The sequence below is a fragment of the Caballeronia sp. AZ10_KS36 genome (assembly GCF_023631105.1).
Taxonomy (GTDB): Bacteria; Pseudomonadota; Gammaproteobacteria; order Burkholderiales; family Burkholderiaceae; genus Caballeronia.
On sequence record NZ_JALQDQ010000011.1, the window covers coordinates 36990 to 57370 of the forward strand.

The following is a 20381-nucleotide window of genomic DNA, read 5'->3' on the forward strand; positions in this document are numbered from 1 at the left end:
GCGCATAACGCGCATGGCATAGAAGCTGCTTTTTTCACCCTCGATTGAAACGGCAGTGCAGAATTGGTCGAGGCGGCGGAGCGATTCGCCGACTTTTGTTAATCAGGAGATAGGTAATGAGTAAATCCGTGGCCGACGTCATGCAACTCGTCAAGGACGAGGACGTCAAGTTTGTCGATTTTCGCTTCACCGACACGCGCGGCAAAGAACAACACGTTTCCGTGCCGGTCTCGGCATTCGACGAAGACAAATTTGAAAGCGGCCACGCTTTCGACGGTTCGTCCATCGCCGGCTGGAAGGGTATCGAAGCGTCGGACATGCTGCTCGTGCCGGATGCGGACACCGCGTTCATCGACCCGTTCTACGAAGAATCTACGCTGGTTCTGACCTGCGACGTGGTCGAGCCGGCCGACGGCAAGGGCTACGAGCGCGACCCGCGTTCGCTCGCGAAGCGCGCTGAAGCGTATCTGAAGAGCTCGGGCCTCGGCGACACCGCGTTCTTCGGTCCGGAGCCGGAATTCTTCATTTTCGACTCGGTGCAGTGGAACACGGACCAGTCGGGCACGTTCGTGAAGATCGGCTCGGAAGAAGCGCCGTGGTCGTCGGCGAAGGAATTCGAAGGCGGCAACACCGGCCACCGTCCGGGCACGAAGGGCGGTTACTTCCCGGTAGCGCCTGTCGACACGTTCCAGGACATCCGCTCGGAAATGTGTCTGCTGCTCGAACAAATCGGCATTCCGGTCGAAGTGCACCACCACGAAGTGGCGGGCCAGGGCCAGAACGAAATCGGCACCAAGTTCTCGACGCTGGTTCAGCGCGCGGACTGGCTGCAGCAGATGAAGTACATCATCCACAACGTCGCGCACACGTACGGCAAGACGGCGACGTTCATGCCGAAGCCGATCGTCGGCGATAACGGCTCGGGCATGCACGTTCACCAGTCCATCTGGAAGGACGGCCAGAACCTGTTCGCGGGCAACGGCTATGCGGGCCTGTCGGAATTCGCGCTGTTCTACATCGGCGGCATCATCAAGCATGCGCGCGCGCTGAACGCGATCACGAACCCGGGTACGAACTCGTACAAGCGTCTCGTGCCGCACTTTGAAGCGCCCGTGAAGCTGGCTTACTCGGCTCGCAACCGTTCGGCGTCGATCCGCATTCCGCACGTCAGCAACCCGAAGGGCCGCCGTATCGAAACGCGCTTCCCGGATCCGCTCGCGAATCCGTACCTGTGCTTCTCCGCGCTGATGATGGCGGGTCTCGACGGCGTGCAGAACAAGATTCACCCGGGCGAAGCCGCGGACAAGAATCTGTACGACCTGCCGCCGGAAGAAGACGCGAAGATCCCGACCGTTTGCGCGGGCCTGGATCAGGCGCTCGACGCGCTGGACGGCGACCGCGAGTTCCTGACGCGCGGCGGCGTGTTCACGGATTCGATGCTCGACGCGTACATCGAACTGAAGACGAACGAGCTGCAGCGTTATCGTCAGGCGGTGCATCCGATCGAGTTCGAGATGTACTACTCGCTGTAACGCATGAAGGCAGCGCGTTTCGTTGATTTCAATTCGATGAGGCGCGCTCGCCGCATGTCATGAAGAACGACGGAAAAGGGTCGGCGCGCCGTCCCTTTTTTAATCGCTCGCGGTTGTCACGCAACGAGAAGAAGATCGGTAGCACGAACGACCTCAATCATTGCACGATGGTGCTCAAGAATCTGATCAAGGCGCGAAAGGGTCACGCCGATGCGCTCTCCGACGACACGCAACTCGCCGCGACGGGCTTGCTGCCCGGCCTCGAAGCGTTGCCGACTGTCGTGCTCGTGCTCGACAAGCGCAATCTGAGGATCGCGTACGCGAACCCGTCGGCGGAGTCGATGCTGGAGATGTCGCGCAAGCAACTGATGCAGACGCATTGGCCCGAACTCTTCGCGAACGCCGACGAACTGGCGACGACTATCGCTTCCATCGCGGAGAACCGCTTCAACGCGACGCGGCTCGACGCGGCGCTCGAACGCGCGGGGCGCGAGCCGCTTCACGTGCATGCGATCGTCGCGTATCTCGAAGCCGCGACCGATTACGTGCTGCTCGAACTCTTTGAGAACGAGCGCCATCTGCGCACGGATCGCGAAGAGCGCATCCACGATCTGACGGCGGTCAACAAGCAACTGATCCGCAATCTCGCACACGAGATCAAGAATCCGCTCGGCGGCATTCGCGGCGCGGCGCAACTGCTTGAGTTCGAGCTTGGCGGGCGCGAACGCGACGAGTTGCGCGAATACACGCAGGTCATCATCAAGGAATCGGACCGCCTGCAAACGCTCGTCGATCGCTTGCTGGAGCCGCACCGGCATCCGCATATCGTCGGCGACGTCAACATTCACGAAGTCTGCGAGCGCGTGCGCGCGGTGATCCTCGCGGAGTTTCCGCGCGGCCTCACGATCGAACGCGACTACGACGTGAGCGTGCCCGACCTGCGCGGCGACAAGGAGCAACTGATTCAGGCGCTGCTCAACATCGTGCGCAACGCGGCCGAGGCGCTCAAGGAGCGCATCTCGCAAGGCGACGCGAAGATCGAGTTGCGCACGCGCATCGCGCGCAAGGTGACCATCGGCAAGCGCCTGCACAAACTGGCACTGGACTTGCATATCACTGACAACGGTCCCGGCATTCCCGGCGATATCCGCGACCGCATCTTCTTTCCGCTCGTGTCGGGCAGGGAAGACGGAAGCGGCCTCGGCCTCACGCTCGCGCAGTCTTTCGTGCAGCAGCATGACGGACTGATCGAAGTGGAGAGCAAGCCGGGCTGCACCGAGTTCGCCATCTTGCTGCCGTTCGGAAATTGACACCGGAAATTGACATCGGGAACTGACACGCGAATCAACCAACATCGACATTCACCAGACTGCGGGCCGCGATTCTCGCGCGAAGCCACGAAGCCTGACCGTTTCGACGGGCATACACCGAACCACACGAAGACTTCTCGCCGAACGATATGAAGCCGATCTGGATAGTAGACGACGACCAATCCATCCGTTGGGTGCTCGAAAAAGCGCTCGCACGAGAGAACTTCACGACGCGCAGTTTTTCGGGCGTGCGCGACGCGCTTGCCGCGCTCGAAACCGAAAGCCCGCAAGTGCTGGTATCCGATATCCGCATGCCCGGCGGCTCCGGGCTCGAACTGCTGCAAACGGTGCGCGACAGGCTGCCGGGACTGCCCGTCATCATCATGACGGCGTTTTCCGATCTGGATAGCGCGGTCGCCGCGTTTCAGGGCGGCGCATTCGAATATCTCGCCAAGCCCTTCGATATCGACAAGGCCGTGGAACTGATCCGCCGCGCCGTCGACGAAAGCATGCGCGGCGAGGCCGCGTACGACGAGCGCGTGACCGAGACGCCCGAGATGCTGGGACAAGCGCCTGCGATGCAGGACATGTTCCGCGCAATCGGCCGCCTGTCGCATTCGGCGGCGACCGTGCTCATCACCGGCGAATCAGGCACCGGAAAGGAGCTTGTCGCGCGCGCGTTGCACCGACATAGCCCGCGGGCCAACGGACCGTTCATCGCGCTCAATACGGCGGCGATCCCGAAGGATCTGTTGGAGTCCGAACTGTTTGGCCACGAGCGTGGCGCGTTCACGGGCGCGCAGGCCATGCGGCAGGGCCGCTTCGAACAGGCAGAGAACGGCACGCTCTTTCTCGATGAAATCGGCGACATGCCGTTCGATCTGCAAACGCGGCTTTTGCGCGTGTTGTCGGACGGGCAGTTCTATCGGGTCGGCGGCCACAATCCGCTGCGCGCGAACGTGCGCGTGATCGCGGCGACGCACCAGAATCTGGAATCGCGCGTGCGGCAGGGCCTGTTTCGCGAGGACTTGTACCATCGCCTCAACGTGATTCGCCTGCGTCTGCCGGCGCTGCGCGAACGCAGCGAGGACATTCCGCTGCTCACGCGGCACTTTCTCCAGAAGAGCGCGCGCGATCTGGGCGTCGAGCCCAAGCGCGTGTCCGACAGCGCGCTCGCTTATCTCGCGTCGCTGCCCTTTCCCGGCAACGTGCGCCAGCTCGAAAACCTGTGCAACTGGCTCACGGTGATGGCGCCCGCGCAAGTAATCGAGCAGAAGGACCTTCCGCCCGATCTCACGCCGCGGCAGGACGCGACGCCGGAGAGCATTGCCGTATCGACCGATGGCGCGGTCGCGCAGAACGGGTCAGCCGTGCCTGCGACTGCGCCGGCTTCGGCCCCGCCAGCGGGCGTGCCGGCGAGCGTGTGGGAAAACGGCTTGCGCACGGAAGTCGCGCGGCTGTTGCGCGAAAATTCCGCCGATGTCATGGACGAACTCGCGCGCCGCTTCGAAGCCGCCGTGATCCGCGAGGCGCTCGACTTCACGCGCGGGCGCAAGGTCGAGGCGGCGGAGCGCTTAGGCATCGGCCGCAATACGATCACGCGCAAGATTCAGGAACTGCATCTCGACGCGTGACGACATGGCGCGGATCAGCAGCCGACCGTCGCCACGACAGGCGCGTGGTCGGACGGCTGATCCCACTTGCGCGGCACCTTGTCGATCTCGCATGACGTGCACAGCGCCGACAACTCCGACGACAGCAGGATGTGGTCGATGCGCAGGCCCGCGTTGCGCCGGAACGCCATCATGCGGTAGTCCCACCACGTGAAGAGCTTCTCCGGCTGCTCGAACTTGCGGAAGGCGTCGGTGAGTCCCAGGCCGACGAGCTGCATGAAATGCGCGCGCTCTTCCGGCGAAACGAGGTTCTGTCCTTCCCACGCTTTCGGGTCGTGCACGTCGCGGTCTTCCGGCGCGATGTTGTAATCGCCGAGCAGCGCGAGCTTCGGATACTGCATCATCTCTTCGCTCAGCCATTCGCGCAGCGCATCCAGCCAACGCATCTTGTACGCGAATTTCTCGGAACCGGGCGCCTGCCCGTTCGGGAAATACGCCGACACCATGCGCACGCCGTTCACCGTCGCGGCAATCACGCGCTGCTGCAAGTCTTCGAAGCCGGGGATATTGCGCACGACGGTAGCGTCGTGCACGTCGATGCCGTCGCGCACCAGAATGCCGACGCCGTTATACGTCTTCTGTCCCGCGAACCAGCTTTTGTATCCGGCGGCTTCGAGTTCTGCGCGGGGGAACTTCTCGTCGGGCAGCTTCAGTTCCTGAAGGCATAGCACGTCGACTTGCGAGAGTTGCAGCCAGTCGGTGACGTGCTGAAGACGGACCTTGAGTGAGTTGACGTTCCAGGTGGCGATTTTCATGTGACGGCGATGGCCTGCGGCTTCTTGAGTGTCGATCGAAGCCGGAATGATAACGCCACGACGCTTGCGCACTCTGACGCGCTCGTTTACGCGATTTTTACGCCGCCGCGCGATCTCTTGCCACGCCCTTTATCCCGGTCCTTCTACTCTTGCAGGCGTCCAATGCACAAGAGGAGAACCGAACAATGGACCTGCTTTACGTCGCCGGCATCGCCCTGTTCTGGGGGCTGTGCGCGGCGCTGACCGTGGGCTGCGAGCGTTTGCGCCGCCGTCTGCCGGGAGCGCGCGCATGACCGCATGGATGATCTGGCTCGCGGCTGCATCGACGCTGCTGCTTTTCGCCTACCTCGTGTACGCGCTGCTGCGCGCGGAGGACCTCGAATGAACGCCAACACGTTCACGCAGACGGCGCTGTTCATCGTCGTACTGATCGCGCTCGCCATTCCGCTCGGGCGATACATCGCCGACGTGCTCGACGGCTCGTCGGCTGTCGTGCGCAAGACGAAGCGCCTCGAAGCCGCGTTGTATCGCATCGCAGGCGTCGATGCTGATGCCGAGATGTCGTGGAAGCATTACGCGCTCGCGGTGCTGCTCTTCAACGCGCTCGGCGCGCTCGCGCTCTATGCGCTCTTGCGCCTGCAACACGTCTTGCCGGCCAATCCGAAAGGCATGACCGCGATGACGCCGGATGCCGCGTTCAACACGGCGGTGAGCTTCGTCACCAATACGAACTGGCAGGACTATGGCGGCGAAAGCACGCTCGGCTATCTCGCGCAGATGCTCGGCCTCACGGTGCAGAACTTCCTGTCGGCGGCGACCGGCATCGCGGTCGTCATCGCGCTGATTCGCGGCTTCAAGCGGCACAGCGCGCAGACCATCGGCAACTTCTGGGTCGATCTCACGCGCACGACGCTCTACGTGCTCGCGCCGCTCGCCGTGGTGTTAGCGCTCGTCTTCGTGAGCCAGGGCGTGATTCAGAACTTCAGGCCGTATCAGGACGTATGGACGCTGCAAGTCACGAGCTATCAGTCACCGCAGACGGACGCGCAAGGCAACGCGGTGAAAGATGCCCACGGCAATCCGCTTATGCGCGACATGAAAGCCGACAAGCAGTCGCTGCCGATGGGCCCGGTCGCGTCGCAGGAAGCGATCAAGATGCTCGGCACGAACGGCGGCGGCTTCTTCAACGCGAACTCGGCGCATCCGTTCGAGAACCCGACGCCGGTCTCCAACTTCATGCAGATGATCGCGATGCTGCTCATTCCCGCCGCGCTGTGCGTCGTGTTCGGCCGCATGATCGGCGACAGGCGGCAGGGCTACGCCGTGCTCGCGGCGATGACCATCGCGTTCGCGGCGGCCTGCGTCGGCGAGATATCGGCGGAGCAGGCGGGCAATCCGCTCTTCGCGTCGCTTCACGTCGATACCCACGCGAGCGCGCTGCAAGCGGGCGGCAACATGGAAGGCAAGGAGACGCGCTTCGGCATCGCGCAGTCGGGCATCTTCACGGTGGCGACGACCGCCGCGTCCTGCGGCGCGGTCGACACGATGCACGACTCGCTTACGCCCTTGGGCGGCCTCATTCCGATGCTCCTGATCCAGCTCGGCGAAGTGATCTTCGGCGGCGTCGGCTCCGGCTTGTACGGCATGCTCGTCTTCGCGCTGCTCGCGGTGTTCGTCGCGGGGCTGATGATCGGCCGCACGCCCGAATACGCCGGCAAGAAGATCGAATCGTTCGAGATGAAGATGGTGTCCATCGCGATCCTGCTCACGCCGCTTCTGGTGCTCGCGGGCACATCGGTGGCCGTGCTGACGGCATCGGGCACGGCGGGCATCGCCAATCCGGGCGCGCACGGTTTCTCCGAAGTGCTGTACGCGTTCAGCTCGGCGGCGAACAACAACGGCAGCGCGTTCGCGGGCCTCTCGGTGAACACGCCGTTCTACAACGTGCTGCTCGGCATCGCGATGTGGCTCGGCCGCTTCGGCTCCATCGTGCCGGTGCTGGCGATCGCGGGATCGCTCGCGGCGAAAAAGCGCCTCGCCGTCACCGCCGGCACCTTGCCGACGCACGGACCGCTTTTCGTGGTGCTGCTGCTCGGCACGCTCTTGCTCGTCGGCGCGCTCACGTATGTGCCGGCGCTCGCGCTCGGGCCTGTCGTCGAGCATCTGACGATGATCGCCGCTCACTGATTTCGAGGAACAGATGACTCAACTGAATCAAGCGCCGCTGCATCGCCCGGAGAACATGGGGCAAGCGCGCACGGCGGCGCGTTCGATGTTCGATCCGGCGCTCGTGAAACCCGCCATCGCCGATTCCTTCGCGAAGCTCGCGCCGCGCACGCAGTTGCGCAATCCGGTGATGTTTTGCGTGTACGTCGGCAGCATTCTGACGACGGTGCTCTGGATCGCCGCGCTCGCGGGCCAGGCGGAAGCGCCTGCGGGCTTTATCCTCGCCGTTGCGCTGTGGCTGTGGTTCACCGTGCTCTTCGCGAACTTCGCCGAGGCGCTCGCCGAAGGACGCTCGAAGGCGCAGGCCGCGTCGTTGCGCAGCGCCAAGCACAACGTGATGGCGAAGAAGCTCAACGAGCCGCATCCGAAGTCGCCCATTCGCATGGTCGCGTCGAGCGATCTGCGCAAGGGCGATGTCGTGCTGATCGAAGCCGGCGACTCCGTGCCGGCCGACGGCGAAGTGATCGACGGCGTCGCGTCCGTCGATGAATCCGCGATCACGGGCGAATCGGCGCCCGTCATCCGCGAGTCGGGCGGCGACTTCTCGTCGGTGACGGGCGGCACGCGCGTGCTGTCGGACTGGATCGTCGTGCGCGTGAGCGCCGACCCCGGCGAGGCGTTTCTCGACCGCATGATCGCGATGGTCGAAGGCGCGAAGCGTCAGAAGACGCCGAACGAAGTCGCGCTCACCATTCTGCTCGTCGCGCTGACGCTCGTGCTGCTCTTCGCCACCGCGACCTTGCTGCCGTTCTCGATGTTCTCGGTCGAAGCCGCGAAAACCGGGCACGTCGTCACGATCACCGCGCTCGTCGCGCTGCTCGTCTGCCTGATTCCGACGACCATCGGCGGACTGTTGTCGGCCATCGGCGTCGCGGGCATGAGCCGCATGATGCAGGCGAACGTGATCGCGACCTCCGGCCGCGCGGTGGAAGCGGCCGGCGACGTCGACGTGCTGCTGCTCGACAAGACCGGCACCATCACGCTCGGCAACCGGCAGGCGTCGTCGTTCGCGCCCGCGCCGGGCGTGAGCGAGCGCGATCTTGCCGACGCCGCGCAACTCGCCTCGCTCGCCGACGAAACGCCGGAAGGCCGCAGCATCGTCGTGCTGGCGAAGCAGCGCTTCGACATCCGCGAACGCGACATGGCGACGCTCGGCGCAACGTTCATCGCGTTCAGCGCGCAGACGCGCATGAGCGGCGTCGATGTGCCGGATCGCGAGATTCGCAAGGGCGCGGCCGATGCGGTGAGAAAGTACGTCGAAGAACGCGGCGGGCGCTTTCCGCAGGAAGTGCAGCATGGCGTCGACGAGATCGCGCGGCGCGGCAGCACGCCGCTCGTCGTCGCGGAATACGTTGCGGGCAAGGCGCGCGCGCTCGGCGTGATCGAACTGAAGGACATCGTGAAGGGCGGCATCAAGGAACGCTTTGCCGAACTGCGCAAGATGGGCATCAAGACCGTGATGGTCACGGGCGACAACCGGCTGACGGCGGCGGCCATCGCGGCGGAAGCGGGCGTGGACGACTTCCTCGCCGAAGCGACGCCGGAAGCGAAGCTCTCGACGATCCGCGCGCATCAGGCCGAAGGGCGGCTCGTGGCGATGACCGGCGACGGCACCAACGACGCGCCCGCGCTCGCGCAGGCCGACGTCGCGGTGGCGATGAACACCGGCACGCAAGCGGCGAAGGAAGCGGGCAACATGGTCGACCTCGACTCGAACCCGACGAAGCTGATCGAGATCGTGGAGATCGGCAAGCAGATGCTGATGACGCGCGGCTCGCTCACGACGTTTTCGATCGCCAACGACGTCGCCAAGTATTTCGCGATCATTCCTGCCGCTTTCGCCACGACATATCCGCAATTGCGCGTGCTCGACGTGATGCATCTCGCGTCGCCGTCGTCCGCGATTCTTTCGGCGGTGATCTTCAACGCGCTCATCATCGTGTTCCTGATTCCGCTTGCGCTGAAGGGCGTGAAGTATCGCGCGCTCGGGGCGGCTTCGTTGTTGCGGCGCAATCTCCTCGTCTATGGGCTCGGTGGCATCGTGCTGCCGTTTCCGGTCATCAAGCTGATCGACATGACGATCACCGCGCTCGGTTGGAACTAGGAGAACACATCATGAAGAATGCATTGCGTCCGGCCATCGTATTGTTCGTTGCACTGACGATCATCACGGGCTTGTTGTATCCGCTCATCGTGACGGCGGTATCGCAGACGGCGTTCAGGCATCAGGCGAACGGCAGTCTCATTGAGCTTGACGGGAAGATCGTCGGTTCGGAACTGATCGGCCAGCAGTTCGACGCGCCGCGCTATTTCTGGGGCCGCTTGTCCGCCACGATGCCGAATCCGTACAACGCAGGCAGCTCCGGCGGATCGAACCTCGGCCCGACGAACCCCGCGCTCGCCGATGCCGTGAAGGCGCGCATCGCCGCGCTGCATGCCGCCGATCCCTCGAACGACGCCGCCGTGCCCGTCGATCTCGTGACCTCATCGGGCAGCGGGCTCGATCCGCACATCAGCCCGGCGGCGGCCGCGTATCAGATCGCACGCGTGGCGCGAGCGCGCGGGCTGTCCGTCGCGCAAGTCAATGCGCTCGTCGTCGAGGCGACGTCCACGCGCACATTCGGCGTGATCGGGGAACCGACGGTGAATGTGCTTAAATTGAATCTCGCGCTGGACCGGGCGAGCGCTCGCTGAGCGCCGCCATTCCCTAAGCGCCACATGACGAGAACCCGCCCAGGAGCCCATGCGCCCGACCCCCGATGAACTCCTCGACGTGCTGCAACGCGAGGAAGCGGAGCGCCAGCGCGGCAGGCTGAAGGTGTTCTTCGGCGCGTCGGCAGGCGTCGGCAAGACCTTCGCGATGCTGCAAGCCGCGCGACGCCGCCGCGACGAAGGTGTCGATGTCGTGATCGGCGTCGTCGAAACGCATGGCCGCAAGGAAACGCTCGCGCTCTGCGCAGGGCTGGAAACGCTGCCGCCTGCGCACATCGACTATCGCGGCCGCACGCTCGCGGAATTCGATCTCGACGGCGCGCTCGCGCGCAAGCCGCAACTCATCGTCGTCGATGAACTCGCGCATTCGAACGTGCAGGGTTCGCGGCACGTGAAGCGCTGGCAGGACGTGCACGAACTGCTCGACGCGGGCATCGACGTGTACACGACCGTCAACGTGCAGCATCTGGAAAGTCTCAACGATATCGTCGGGCGCATCACCGGCATTCGCGTGTGGGAGACGGTGCCCGACCGCGTGTTCGATCTCGCCGATGAAGTGACGCTCGTCGATCTGCCGCCCGAGGAACTGCTCGACCGTCTGCGCGAAGGCAAGGTGTATCTGCCGCAGCAGGCCGAGCAGGCGGTGCGCAACTTCTTTCGCAAGGGCAATCTGATCGCGCTGCGGGAACTGGCGTTGCGCCGCACCGCCGACCGTGTCGATGCGCAGATGCGCGAGTATCGCGCGGACCGGTCGATCGAGCGCATCTGGCGGGCGCGCGAGCGCCTGATCGCGTGCGTGGGGCCGGGACCGGAAGGCGCGGCGCTCGTGCGCGCGGCGGCGCGGCTCGCGGCGGCGCTGAAGGCGGACTGGCTCGCGGTCTATGTCGAAACGCCGAAGCTCCAGCGCCTCTCCGACGATGAGCGCCGCCGCACGCTCGACGCGCTCAAGCTCGCCTCGGAACTCGGCGCGGAAACCGTGACGCTCGATGGCGCGGACGCCGCCGCGACGCTCATCGACTATGCGCGCATGCGAAACGTGTCGAAGCTCATCGCGGGCGCGCCGGCCGCGCGAAGCTGGCGGCGCATCGCGCAAACGCCGGTCGCGGAGCGCATCGTCCGGCATGCGGCGGATATCGATGTCACGCTCGTCTCCGCCGCCCCGCGCGACGAATCGCAAAGGCGGCGGGCGTCGATAGCCGGCGCATGGCGCGACGCCGGGCATTCGCCGCCCCGCGCTTACTTCTACGCGCTCGCGATCGGCGCGGCGATCACGCTGGTCGCGCATGGGCTGGCCGCGCGGCATATCGCGCTCGCCAATCTCGTGATGCTGTATCTGCTCGGCGTGATCTTCGCCGCCGCGCGGCTCGGGCGCGGGCCGGGCGTGATGCTGTCGTTCGTGTCGGTCGCGGCGTTCGACTTCTTCTTCGTGCCGCCTGCGCTGTCGTTTTCCGTCACCGACACGCAATACGTGCTCACCTTCGTCGTGATGCTGCTGACATCGCTCACGATCAGCCATCTCACGTCGAGTCTGCGGCGCGAGGCGCGCATCGCGTCGCAGCGGGAACGGCGCACCAGCGCCATGTACGCGATGACGAAAGAACTCGCCGCCGCGCTGATGACCGGGCAGATCATCGAGATCGGCACGCGGCATGTGGCCGAAGTCTTTCACGCGAAAGTCGCGATGCTTTTGCCCGACGCGAGCGAACGCGTGCGTCAGAAAGTGGACGAGCCGAACGCGGACGCGATGCTCGACGCCGCGAGCATCGACCTCGATATCGCGCAATGGGTCTACGAGCAGCAGAAGCCCGCGGGCCGCGGCACCGACACGCTGCCCGCCACCGATGCGCTCTACTTGCCGCTGCGCGCGCCGATGCGAACGCGCGGCGTGCTGGCGATCGTCGTCGAGCGCGAAGCGGAACTGGCCGTGCCGGAGCAGCGGCGCATGATCGAGACGTTCGCGGCGCAGATCGCACTCGCGCTCGAACGCGTGCATTACGTGGATATCGCGCAGGACGCGCTCGTCAACATGGAGTCCGAACGGCTGCGCAATTCGCTGCTCTCGGCGATCTCGCATGACTTGCGCACGCCGTTGACGTCGATTGTCGGCTTTGCGTCGGTGCTGGAGGAAGAGGCGCGCGCGATCGGCGGTTTTTCGGGCGAGTCGCAGGAACTGGTGCACGCGATTCACGAGGAAGCGCTGCGCATGAGCGGGCTCGTCACGAACCTGCTCGACATGGCGCGTTTGCAGGCGGGCGCGATTCGCTTGAACCGGCAATGGTCGATGCTCGAAGAAACGGTCGGCGCGGCGCTCGCCTCAATGAGGCGCACGCTCGCGGGCCGACCCGTGCAGGTTCGCGTGCCGTCGAATCTGCCGATGCTGCGGCTCGACGCGGTATTGATGGAGCGGCTATTCGCGAACCTGCTGGAGAACGCGGCGAAGTACACGCCCGCGAATATGCCCATTCGCATTGCGGCGGAAGAAGACACATCGGGCAATGTGCGCGTCGTGATCGACGATGAAGGGCCGGGCGTGCCGGCCGGCATGGAGACGCGCCTCTTCGAGAAGTTCACGCGCGGCGAGAAGGAATCGGCGCAACCGGGCATCGGGCTCGGGCTCGCGATCTGTCGCGCGATCGTGGAGGCGCACGGCGGGCGCATCGGCGTGGAGAATCGCGTCGACAGGGAAGGGCGCGTGTGCGGCGCGCGCTTCTGGTTCACGCTGCCGGCGGACGAAGCGCCGCCGGATATCGAAGCGGGCGAGCGTATGTGAGGCGTGCATGGGCGATCGCCCCCGCGCTTTTATGTCCCGCTACAATCGCCAGAACCGCTTACGTCCGAGGGCTTCATATGGATCTCATCATTCGCCGCGCATCGCTTGTGCGCTCGACGGGGCTCGTCGATATCGGCATGGAAGCAGGCCGTATCGCTGCGATCGAGCCGCATCTGAATGCGAGCGCGCGTGAAGAAATCGACGCGAACGGTTCGCTCGTCACCGCGCCCTTCGTCGACGCCCACTTTCACATGGACGCGACGCTCTCGTACGGTCTGCCGCGCGTGAACGCGTCGGGCACGCTGCTCGAAGGCATCGCGTTATGGGGTGAACTGAAGCCCGAACTCACGCAGGAAGCCATCGTCGAGCGCGCGCTGCAGTATTGCGACTGGGCCGTCGCGCGCGGGCTGCTGGCGATCCGCTCGCACGTCGATGTCTGCGATCCGCGTCTGCTCGCCGCCGAGGCGCTCGTCGAAGTGAAGCGCCGCGTGAAGCCGTATCTCGACCTGCAACTGGTCGCGTTCCCACAGGACGGCGTGCTGCGCAGTCCGGGCGCATTCGAGAATCTGAAGCGCGCCATCGCGCTCGGCGTCGATGTCGTGGGCGGCATTCCGCACTTCGAGCGCACAATGGCCGACGGCGCGGCGTCCGTCACGCTGCTGTGCGAGTACGCGGCCCAGCACGGCTTGCGCGTGGACATGCACTGCGACGAATCCGACGATCCGATGTCGCGCCACATCGAAACGCTCGCGGCGGAAACGCATCGGCTGGGACTGCACGGCCGCGTGACTGGCTCGCATCTCACGTCCATGCATTCGATGGACAACTACTACGTCAGCAAGCTGATTCCGCTGATGCGCGAAGCGGGCGTCTCGGCGATCTCGAACCCGCTCATCAACATCACGTTGCAGGGTCGCTCGGACACGTACCCGAAGCGGCGCGGCATGACGCGCGTGCCCGAACTGATGGCGGCGGGAATCGACGTCGCGTTCGGCCACGACTGCGTGATGGACCCGTGGTACAGCCTGGGCTCCGGCGACATGCTGGAAGTCGCGCACATGGGCTTGCACGTCGCGCAGATGACGGGCGTCGACGCGATGCATGCGTGCTTCGATGCCGTCACGCGCACGCCCGCGCGCATTCTCGGGCTCGAAGGCTACGGCGTGGAAGTGGGCTGTCATGCGGACTGCGTCGTGCTCGACGCGCGCGATCCAATCGAAGCGATCCGTCTGCGCGCGGCGCGCACGGCGGTGATCAGAAGAGGGAAGGTGGTGAGCCGCAGCCCGGCCATGCGCGCGACGCTCGCGCTGGAAGGCCGGCCCGCCGAAGTGGACTTCAGAATCCAGCGCTGAAAGAAAAAACCCCGGCACGGCGGCCGGGGTTTTCGATCAGTGCACCGTCTGCGTGTGCTCGCTCATGCCGTTGTGACGCAACAGCGCGTCGATGCTCGGCTCCCGTCCGCGGAACGCCTTGAACGAATCCATCGCCGGGCGGCTGCCGCCCACCTCGAGAATCTCGCGGCGATAGCGCGTGCCGGTCTCCGCGTTCAGCACCGACCCGTTCGCGGCCTTCGCGGCTTCCTCGAACGCGGCGTAGGCATCGGCGGACAGCACTTCGGCCCACTTGTAGCTGTAATAGCCCGCCGCGTAACCGCCCGCGAAGATGTGGCTGAACGTGTTCGGCCAGCGCGAGAACGGCGCCTGCGGAATGACGTGGAACTTCTCGTTGATCTCGCGGGCGAGGTCGTTCACGTTCTGCGTGCCGTTGGCCGGATCGTAGGACGTGTGCAGCACCATGTCGAACATCGAAAAGACGATCTGACGCAGCGTGCCGAGACCGCTCTGGAAGTTCTTCGCGGCGAGCATCTTGTCGAAGAGTTCGCGCGGCAGCGGCTGGCCCGTTTCGACGTGCGCCGACATGTCGGTCAGCACGTCCCACTCCCAGCAGAAGTTCTCCATGAATTGCGACGGCAACTCGACCGCGTCCCATTCGACGCCGTTGATGCCCGACACGCCGAGTTCGTCCACGCGCGTGAGCATGTGGTGCAGGCCGTGCCCGAACTCGTGGAAGAGCGTGATGACTTCATCGTGCGTGAAGCAGGCGGGCTTGCCGCCGACCGGCGCTGAGAAATTGCAGGTGAGATACGCGACCGGCGTCTGCACGTCGCCTTGCGTGCGCTTGTGGCGGGCGCGGGCGTCGTCCATCCATGCGCCGCCGCGCTTGCCTTCGCGCGCGTACAGGTCCAGATAGAACTGCGCGACGAGCGAGCCGTCCTTGTTCTCGACGCGGAAGAAGCGCACGTCCGGATTCCACACGGCGGCTTCGTCGCGGCGAATCGAGACGTTGAACAACGTTTCGGTCACCTTGAAAAGGCCCTTCAGCACCGCTTCCTGCGGGAAGTACTGCTTCACTTCGTTCTCGGAGAACGAATAGCGCTTCTGGCGCAGCTTTTCGGCGGCATACGCGACATCCCACGGCTGAAGCTCCGGCATGCCGAGCTCGGTCGCGGCGAACGCGCGCAGTTCCATCCAGTCGTTTTCGGCATACGGACGCGCGCGCTTGGCGAGGTCTTCGAGAAACGCGATGACCTGCGCGGGCGATTCCGCCATCTTCGGCGCAAGGGACACTTCTGCGAAGTTCTGATAGCCGAGCGTGCGCGCTTCTTCCTGACGCAGCTTCAGATGCTCGACGATATTCTGCGTGTTGTCCCACTCGGCTTTGCCGTGGCCGTACGTTTCGCCGAGTTCGGACGCCCGCGTGACATACGCGCGATACATCGCCTCGCGCATCGGCCGATGCTCTGCGTATTGCAACACGGGGAAATACGAAGGGAAGTGCAGCGTGAACTTCCAGCCTTCCTTGCCTTCTTTCTGCGCGGCTTCGCGGGCGGCTTCGATCACGTCGTCGGGGAGGCCGGCGAGGTCGCTTTGCTGCGTGACCACATACGAGTATGCGTTGGTCGAATCCAGCACGTGATCCGAAAACGCCTTCGAGAGCGCAGCCTGTTCTTCCTGCAACTGCGCGAAGCGCGGCTTGCGATCTTCAGGCAATTCCGCACCGGACAGGCGGAAATCGCGCAGCGCGTTCTCCAGAATCTTCTTGCGCTCGGGCGAAAGGCCCGCGAATTCGTCGCCTGCGGCGATCGCTTTGTACTTCTCGTACAGCGCGAGATTCTGACCGACGCTCGCGGAAAACTCCGTCACGCGCGGCAGGTTTTCGGCATGGGCGGCGCGCAGCTCGGGCGTATCGGCGACGGCGTTCAGATGCCCGACGATGCCCCACGCGCGCGAGAGCTTCTCCGATTCACGCTCCACCGTTTCGACGACGTCCTGCCAGGTGGCCGGCGTGTCGGGCGCGCTCGCGCGATCGACGGCGCTTTTGGCCGCCGCCAGCAGCACGTCGAGCGCCGGGGTGACATGCTCGGGCCTGATGTCGCCGAAGCGCGGCAAGTCGGAAAAATCGAGCAGCGGATTGGATGCTGCCGTGGTCGGCGTGGCTGCGGTGGTATCGCTCATGGCTCTCCCGGTTCTGTGATTGTTGAAGCGCGGAGCGGGCCAGTCATGCGAAGCCCGCGCCGCTCGTGTCCGAATGCTATTGGAGCATTATTGGGGCCGCGGGGCCAAAATCCAATGGATTGTTTCTAAGGGGACGATCGCGATGGCGCGTCCCCGGCGGCTTACGCCTGTGCCGCGCGCTCGGCGGCTTCGATGGTGTTGACGAGCAGCATGGTGATGGTCATCGGGCCGACGCCGCCCGGCACCGGCGTGATGTAGCCCGCGACTTCCCTGACGCCCGCGAAGTCGACGTCGCCGCACAGCTTGCCGGCTTCATCGCGATTCATGCCCACGTCGATCACCGTCGCGCCCGGCTTCACCATGTCGGCAGTCAGGATGTTGCGGCGGCCGGTCGCCGCGACGACGACATCGGCGTCGCGTGTGTAGCGTGCGATATCGCGCGTCTTGCTGTGGCAGATCGTGACGGTCGCGCCCGCTTCGAGCAGCAACAGCGCCATCGGTTTGCCGACGATGTTCGAGCGGCCGATCACCACCGCATTCGCGCCCGTCAGGTCGATGCCGTGCGCCTCGAACATCTTCATCACGCCATACGGCGTGCACGGGCGAAAGAGCGGCTTGCCGGTCATCAGCGCGCCCGCATTCGCGACGTGAAAGCCGTCCACGTCCTTTTCCGGCGCAATGGCTTCGATGACCTTGTGGCTGTCGATATGCGCGGGCAGCGGCAACTGCACCAGAATGCCGTGGATGGCCGGATCGGCGTTGAGCTTCTCGATGTGCGCGAGCAGCTCGCTTTCGGCGAGCGTCGCGGGAAAGCGGTCGAACACCGAATGCAGCCCGTTGTCCTGGCACGCCTTCACCTTGTTGCGCACGTAGACTTCGCTCGCCGGATTGTCGCCGACGAGCACCACGGCGAGCCCCGGCTTGTGTCCGCGAGCGGTGAGCGCGGCCGCGCGGGCGGCGACATCGGCGCGAAGAGTCTTGGAGAGGGCGTTACCGTCGATGAGTTGGGCAGTCATGGCGAATCGGAATCGAGATTGGGCGGCGTAGCGAGGAGAGGCGCGCAGGCGATACGTCGTTGTGCCGTGCGTGCCAGGGCGCGCAAGGCGCCTCGAAGAAGGGCGAGATTATACCGCCGGGCGCTTTGCGGCGTCCGGCGGCGTGCTGCGAGAGGGTGCCTGCCGTGCGCGTCGAATTACGGCGAAACGGGTTGCCACGAAGGATCGGGATCGAACGACTTGATCGACGCCGCCACGCGCGCCGACGCCGGACCGAGGTTCTTCTGATAGAGCTGCCCGTCCTGGTCGATCATGAAGGACATCACGCCCGTTTCGCCGTACTTCGCCGGCCAGGCGATCAGCCCGAAGCCGTCCGCGAGCGCGCCGCCTTGCATGTAGTTCTTCGCGCCGCCTTTCGCGTGCGGCCCTTGCGCGGTGAGGATGCGGTAGTGATAGCCGTAGTAGCCGCCCGAGGCCGTCGCCTTGTTCGGCATGGCCGCCGCGAGCGGGCCGAGCGGGCTTTCCGGCTCGCCGGGCGCGGTGTCCCAGTAGAGGCCGTCGTGCTTGCCCGGCGTGCTCACGAAGCGGTCGGCGTAGTGGTTCGTGAGCTTGCGATAGTCGTTCTGCGCATCGACGTAGGCGAGCGCGACGCGCATCACCGATCGCTCGTTGCGGCCGATGCGCCGCGTCAGCACTTCGTCGCGCGCGGCGGGCATGTCGAAGCGCCAGCCGTGGCCCGTATCGACGAGCGGAATCGGCAGGGTCCAGCCGCTGTCGCCGGTTTGGATATGCGCGCGCCTGGGGCCGCCGGCCGGCGCGTTATCTTCGACGATGCGGTGTCCCTTCGCCCATGAGCCGAGGTACTCGTAGATGTCGTCCTGGCCGATGTTGTCGGTCGGCACGTAGCGCGCGTGGTCCTTGCCGAGCACTTTGGAGAGCGCGGTTTCGTCGTTCGATGCAATGGCGTCTGTCAGGGCTTGCGCCGCGGCTTCGGGCGTCGGATAGACGGCCTGCGCATGCGCGAGCGAGGCCGCGAGCAAAAGCGATGCGAAAAGGAAAGGGCGGGGCGATGCGGCAAGTGTCTTCATCGAGATCATCTCGGGCTCCTGAGTCGTGGGCATGGGTGTGGGGCAGCGGTTCAGCGGCGATGAAAACCGCCGCCGCCGTGGAACCCGCCGCCGCCCTGGAACCCGCCGCTGCGCTGGATTCCGCCGCCGCCGCTGCCGAGTCCGCCGCCTTGTCGTTCGAGGCCGCCGCCCGCGTTCGGATGCGCGCTCGCGAACGACTGGCGGCTCGCTTGCCCGCGCTGGATGTCCTGCCGCGCCGCGTTGCCGTCGCCCGCGCCGCGCAGCGCGTTGTCGCGGTTCACGCTTTGCGCGCGCTGATGCAGATCGTTGTTGCCGGTGCCGCGCCCTTGGCCGCCTTGCCGGATGTTCTGCACGCGTTGACTCGCCGATTGATTGAGGTTCTGCCCGGTGCGCTGCTGCAGCGTCTGGGCCGCCTGCGCGCGCGCCTGATCGCGGCCGCGAAACTGGTCGCGATTCACCGCGCCCAGATTCTGGTTGCCGAAGTTCTGCCGGTTGCCGATGTTATTGCGGTTGAACTGCGGGTCGTTGCGGTTCCAGCGCACGTTGTTGCTGTTCGCGCTGAGGCGGTTGTTGACGTTGATGTTGTTATAGCGGTTCACATTCACGTTGACGTCGCGGCGGCCCCAGTCGCAGTCGCCCCATAACGCGTTGGCGACCGCGACCCCGGTGCCGAACGCGAGCCCGGCCGCGAAACCGGAGGCGATCGCATAGCCGGGCGGCGGCGGCACGTAGACCGGCGGATACGCCGGATACGGCCACGCCCCGTAGACCACGGTCGGGTTATAGGTCGGCACGTAGACCACTTGCGGATTGGCCGGCACGATCTGAATGGTGCTCTGCTCGACGACCACCTTCTGCTGTTCGCTGCTCTTGAGATTGCCCGCGCTCTGCGCCGCGCGCCGCAGCCGCTGCACGGAATCCATCACGTCGCCGGATTGCGCGATGAACGCATTGCCGAGCTGCGTCACCCAGTCGGGCTTGGAGGCCATCGTCGCCAATGCTTGCGGAAACGCAACCAGCGATTGCACGCTCGGGTCCCACGGCTCCGACTGCACGGCCTTGACCGCGTCGTCGCCCTTGATGTTCGGATTCGCCTTGGACCATTGCGCGGCCGCCTGAATGTCCTGCGGATACGTCGAGGCCATCAGCACCTGTGCGAGCAGCGCATCGGGATAAAGCGCGATGGGCGCGACGAGCGCATCGATCTGCTGGTTCGAGAGCTTCTGGCCGGCGGGCTGCGTCTGAGCGTGGGCGGGCGGCGAATGAAATACGGCGAGCGGCGCGGCGGCAAGCATCGCCGCTAGCGCGAGCACGCGCGCCGGACGCAGGCGGCACCCGACCGACGGGCATGACGTCTCGTGCAACCTCGAGTCCGCCCGGCGCGCGACATAGCTGCCAAGACGCAGGAACGTCGGTGCTTCGACTGACCAGCGGCAACTCAGCGGATCGAAAGCAGAGGACTCGGATGCGTTCGCGGATCGGCGAAAGAAAGCGGCAAGGGATTCAGACGTTCGCGCGGGCTTGCGGTGGATGGCGAAACGTTTGCCTGTGCGTACAGCGGTTGCCTTGTCGCGCATGATCGACTCCGGTGTTGGGGCACGATCAAACTACGGGCGGGCGCTCATTGGTGTCAACGCGAAACTCGAAATGGCGCGTTTCGCTTTCGCGGATACGGCAAGCGCCGCAAACGACCGTGGGGGGGGCCGTGCCCGCCCCCCCACGGCACCCCCCCCACCCGGTACTTCTGGTCCTTGTTGGTGCACCCGCCGCGCAACAACTACGCCTCACCAATTAACCACAGCATA

The 20381-nt window shown here is 65.2% G+C and carries 14 protein-coding genes; 9 read left to right on the forward strand and 5 right to left on the reverse strand.

Translation table 11 applies throughout. The features are described from left to right. Positions 1 to 116: 116 nt before the first annotated feature. The 3 genes from glnA (at position 117) to ntrC (ending at position 4476) form a co-directional block, all read left to right on the forward strand. Entirely contained in the window at positions 117 to 1532 is a 1416-nt protein-coding gene (gene glnA, locus NCR35_RS06405; protein WP_175939973.1) for a type I glutamate--ammonia ligase, read from the forward strand. A gap of 167 nt (positions 1533 to 1699) precedes the next feature. Next, positions 1700 to 2842 carry a nitrogen regulation protein NR(II) gene (glnL, locus tag NCR35_RS06410; RefSeq protein WP_250533705.1) on the forward strand — a complete coding sequence of 381 codons (1143 nt, stop codon included), beginning with the start codon at positions 1700 to 1702 and terminating at the stop codon, positions 2840 to 2842. A 149-nt stretch (positions 2843 to 2991) separates the two neighbouring features. After that, complete coding sequence (ntrC, locus tag NCR35_RS06415; protein ID WP_250533694.1) at positions 2992 to 4476, forward strand: nitrogen regulation protein NR(I); 1485 nt, start codon at positions 2992 to 2994, stop codon at positions 4474 to 4476. Between the two features lie 14 nt (positions 4477 to 4490). On the opposite strand, the gene xth is transcribed toward ntrC, so the two are convergent. After that, complete coding sequence (xth, locus tag NCR35_RS06420; protein WP_250533696.1) at positions 4491 to 5270, reverse strand: exodeoxyribonuclease III; 780 nt, start codon at positions 5268 to 5270, stop codon at positions 4491 to 4493. Between the two features lie 289 nt (positions 5271 to 5559). Here xth and kdpF point away from each other — a divergent pair, with 289 nt between their 5' ends. From kdpF to NCR35_RS06450, 6 genes are all read left to right on the forward strand, one after another. Then, positions 5560 to 5655: a K(+)-transporting ATPase subunit F gene (kdpF, locus tag NCR35_RS06425; RefSeq protein WP_244848349.1), complete on the forward strand. Its 96-nt coding sequence runs from the start codon at positions 5560 to 5562 to the stop codon at positions 5653 to 5655. Beyond that, positions 5652 to 7457, forward strand: a complete 1806-nt coding sequence (gene kdpA, locus NCR35_RS06430) for a potassium-transporting ATPase subunit KdpA (protein WP_250533698.1) — start codon at positions 5652 to 5654, stop codon at positions 7455 to 7457. Before kdpF ends, kdpA begins: the two co-directional genes overlap by 4 nt. Before the next feature lie 13 nt (positions 7458 to 7470). After that, positions 7471 to 9600, forward strand: a complete 2130-nt coding sequence (gene kdpB, locus NCR35_RS06435; RefSeq protein WP_284502896.1) for a potassium-transporting ATPase subunit KdpB — start codon at positions 7471 to 7473, stop codon at positions 9598 to 9600. 11 nt (positions 9601 to 9611) lie between these two features. Beyond that, positions 9612 to 10190, forward strand: a complete 579-nt coding sequence (kdpC, locus tag NCR35_RS06440; protein ID WP_250533699.1) for a potassium-transporting ATPase subunit KdpC — start codon at positions 9612 to 9614, stop codon at positions 10188 to 10190. 49 nt (positions 10191 to 10239) lie between these two features. After that, the gene (locus tag NCR35_RS06445; RefSeq protein WP_250533700.1) at positions 10240 to 12978 is read left to right on the forward strand and encodes a DUF4118 domain-containing protein; all 2739 of its coding nucleotides are present in this window, start codon (positions 10240 to 10242) and stop codon (positions 12976 to 12978) included. Positions 12979 to 13055: 77 nt separating this feature from the next. Continuing rightward, positions 13056 to 14330, forward strand: coding sequence for an amidohydrolase family protein (locus NCR35_RS06450; RefSeq protein WP_250533701.1), 1275 nt, complete (start codon positions 13056 to 13058; stop codon positions 14328 to 14330). A gap of 36 nt (positions 14331 to 14366) precedes the next feature. Here the strand turns inward: NCR35_RS06450 and NCR35_RS06455 are convergent, their stop codons facing one another. From NCR35_RS06455 to NCR35_RS06470, 4 genes are all read right to left on the reverse strand, one after another. Further along, a complete protein-coding gene (locus tag NCR35_RS06455) occupies positions 14367 to 16493 on the reverse strand; it encodes a M3 family metallopeptidase (RefSeq protein WP_250533702.1) in 2127 nt (708 codons plus the stop codon). Positions 16494 to 16654: 161 nt separating this feature from the next. Then, complete coding sequence (gene folD, locus NCR35_RS06460; RefSeq protein WP_250533703.1) at positions 16655 to 17509, reverse strand: bifunctional methylenetetrahydrofolate dehydrogenase/methenyltetrahydrofolate cyclohydrolase FolD; 855 nt, start codon at positions 17507 to 17509, stop codon at positions 16655 to 16657. A gap of 176 nt (positions 17510 to 17685) precedes the next feature. Next, positions 17686 to 18576, reverse strand: a complete 891-nt coding sequence (locus tag NCR35_RS06465) for a DUF2950 domain-containing protein (protein ID WP_250533704.1) — start codon at positions 18574 to 18576, stop codon at positions 17686 to 17688. Between the two features lie 50 nt (positions 18577 to 18626). After that, positions 18627 to 19871, reverse strand: a complete 1245-nt coding sequence (locus NCR35_RS06470; RefSeq protein ID WP_250533707.1) for a DUF3300 domain-containing protein — start codon at positions 19869 to 19871, stop codon at positions 18627 to 18629. Between the last annotated feature and the right edge of the window lie 510 nt (positions 19872 to 20381).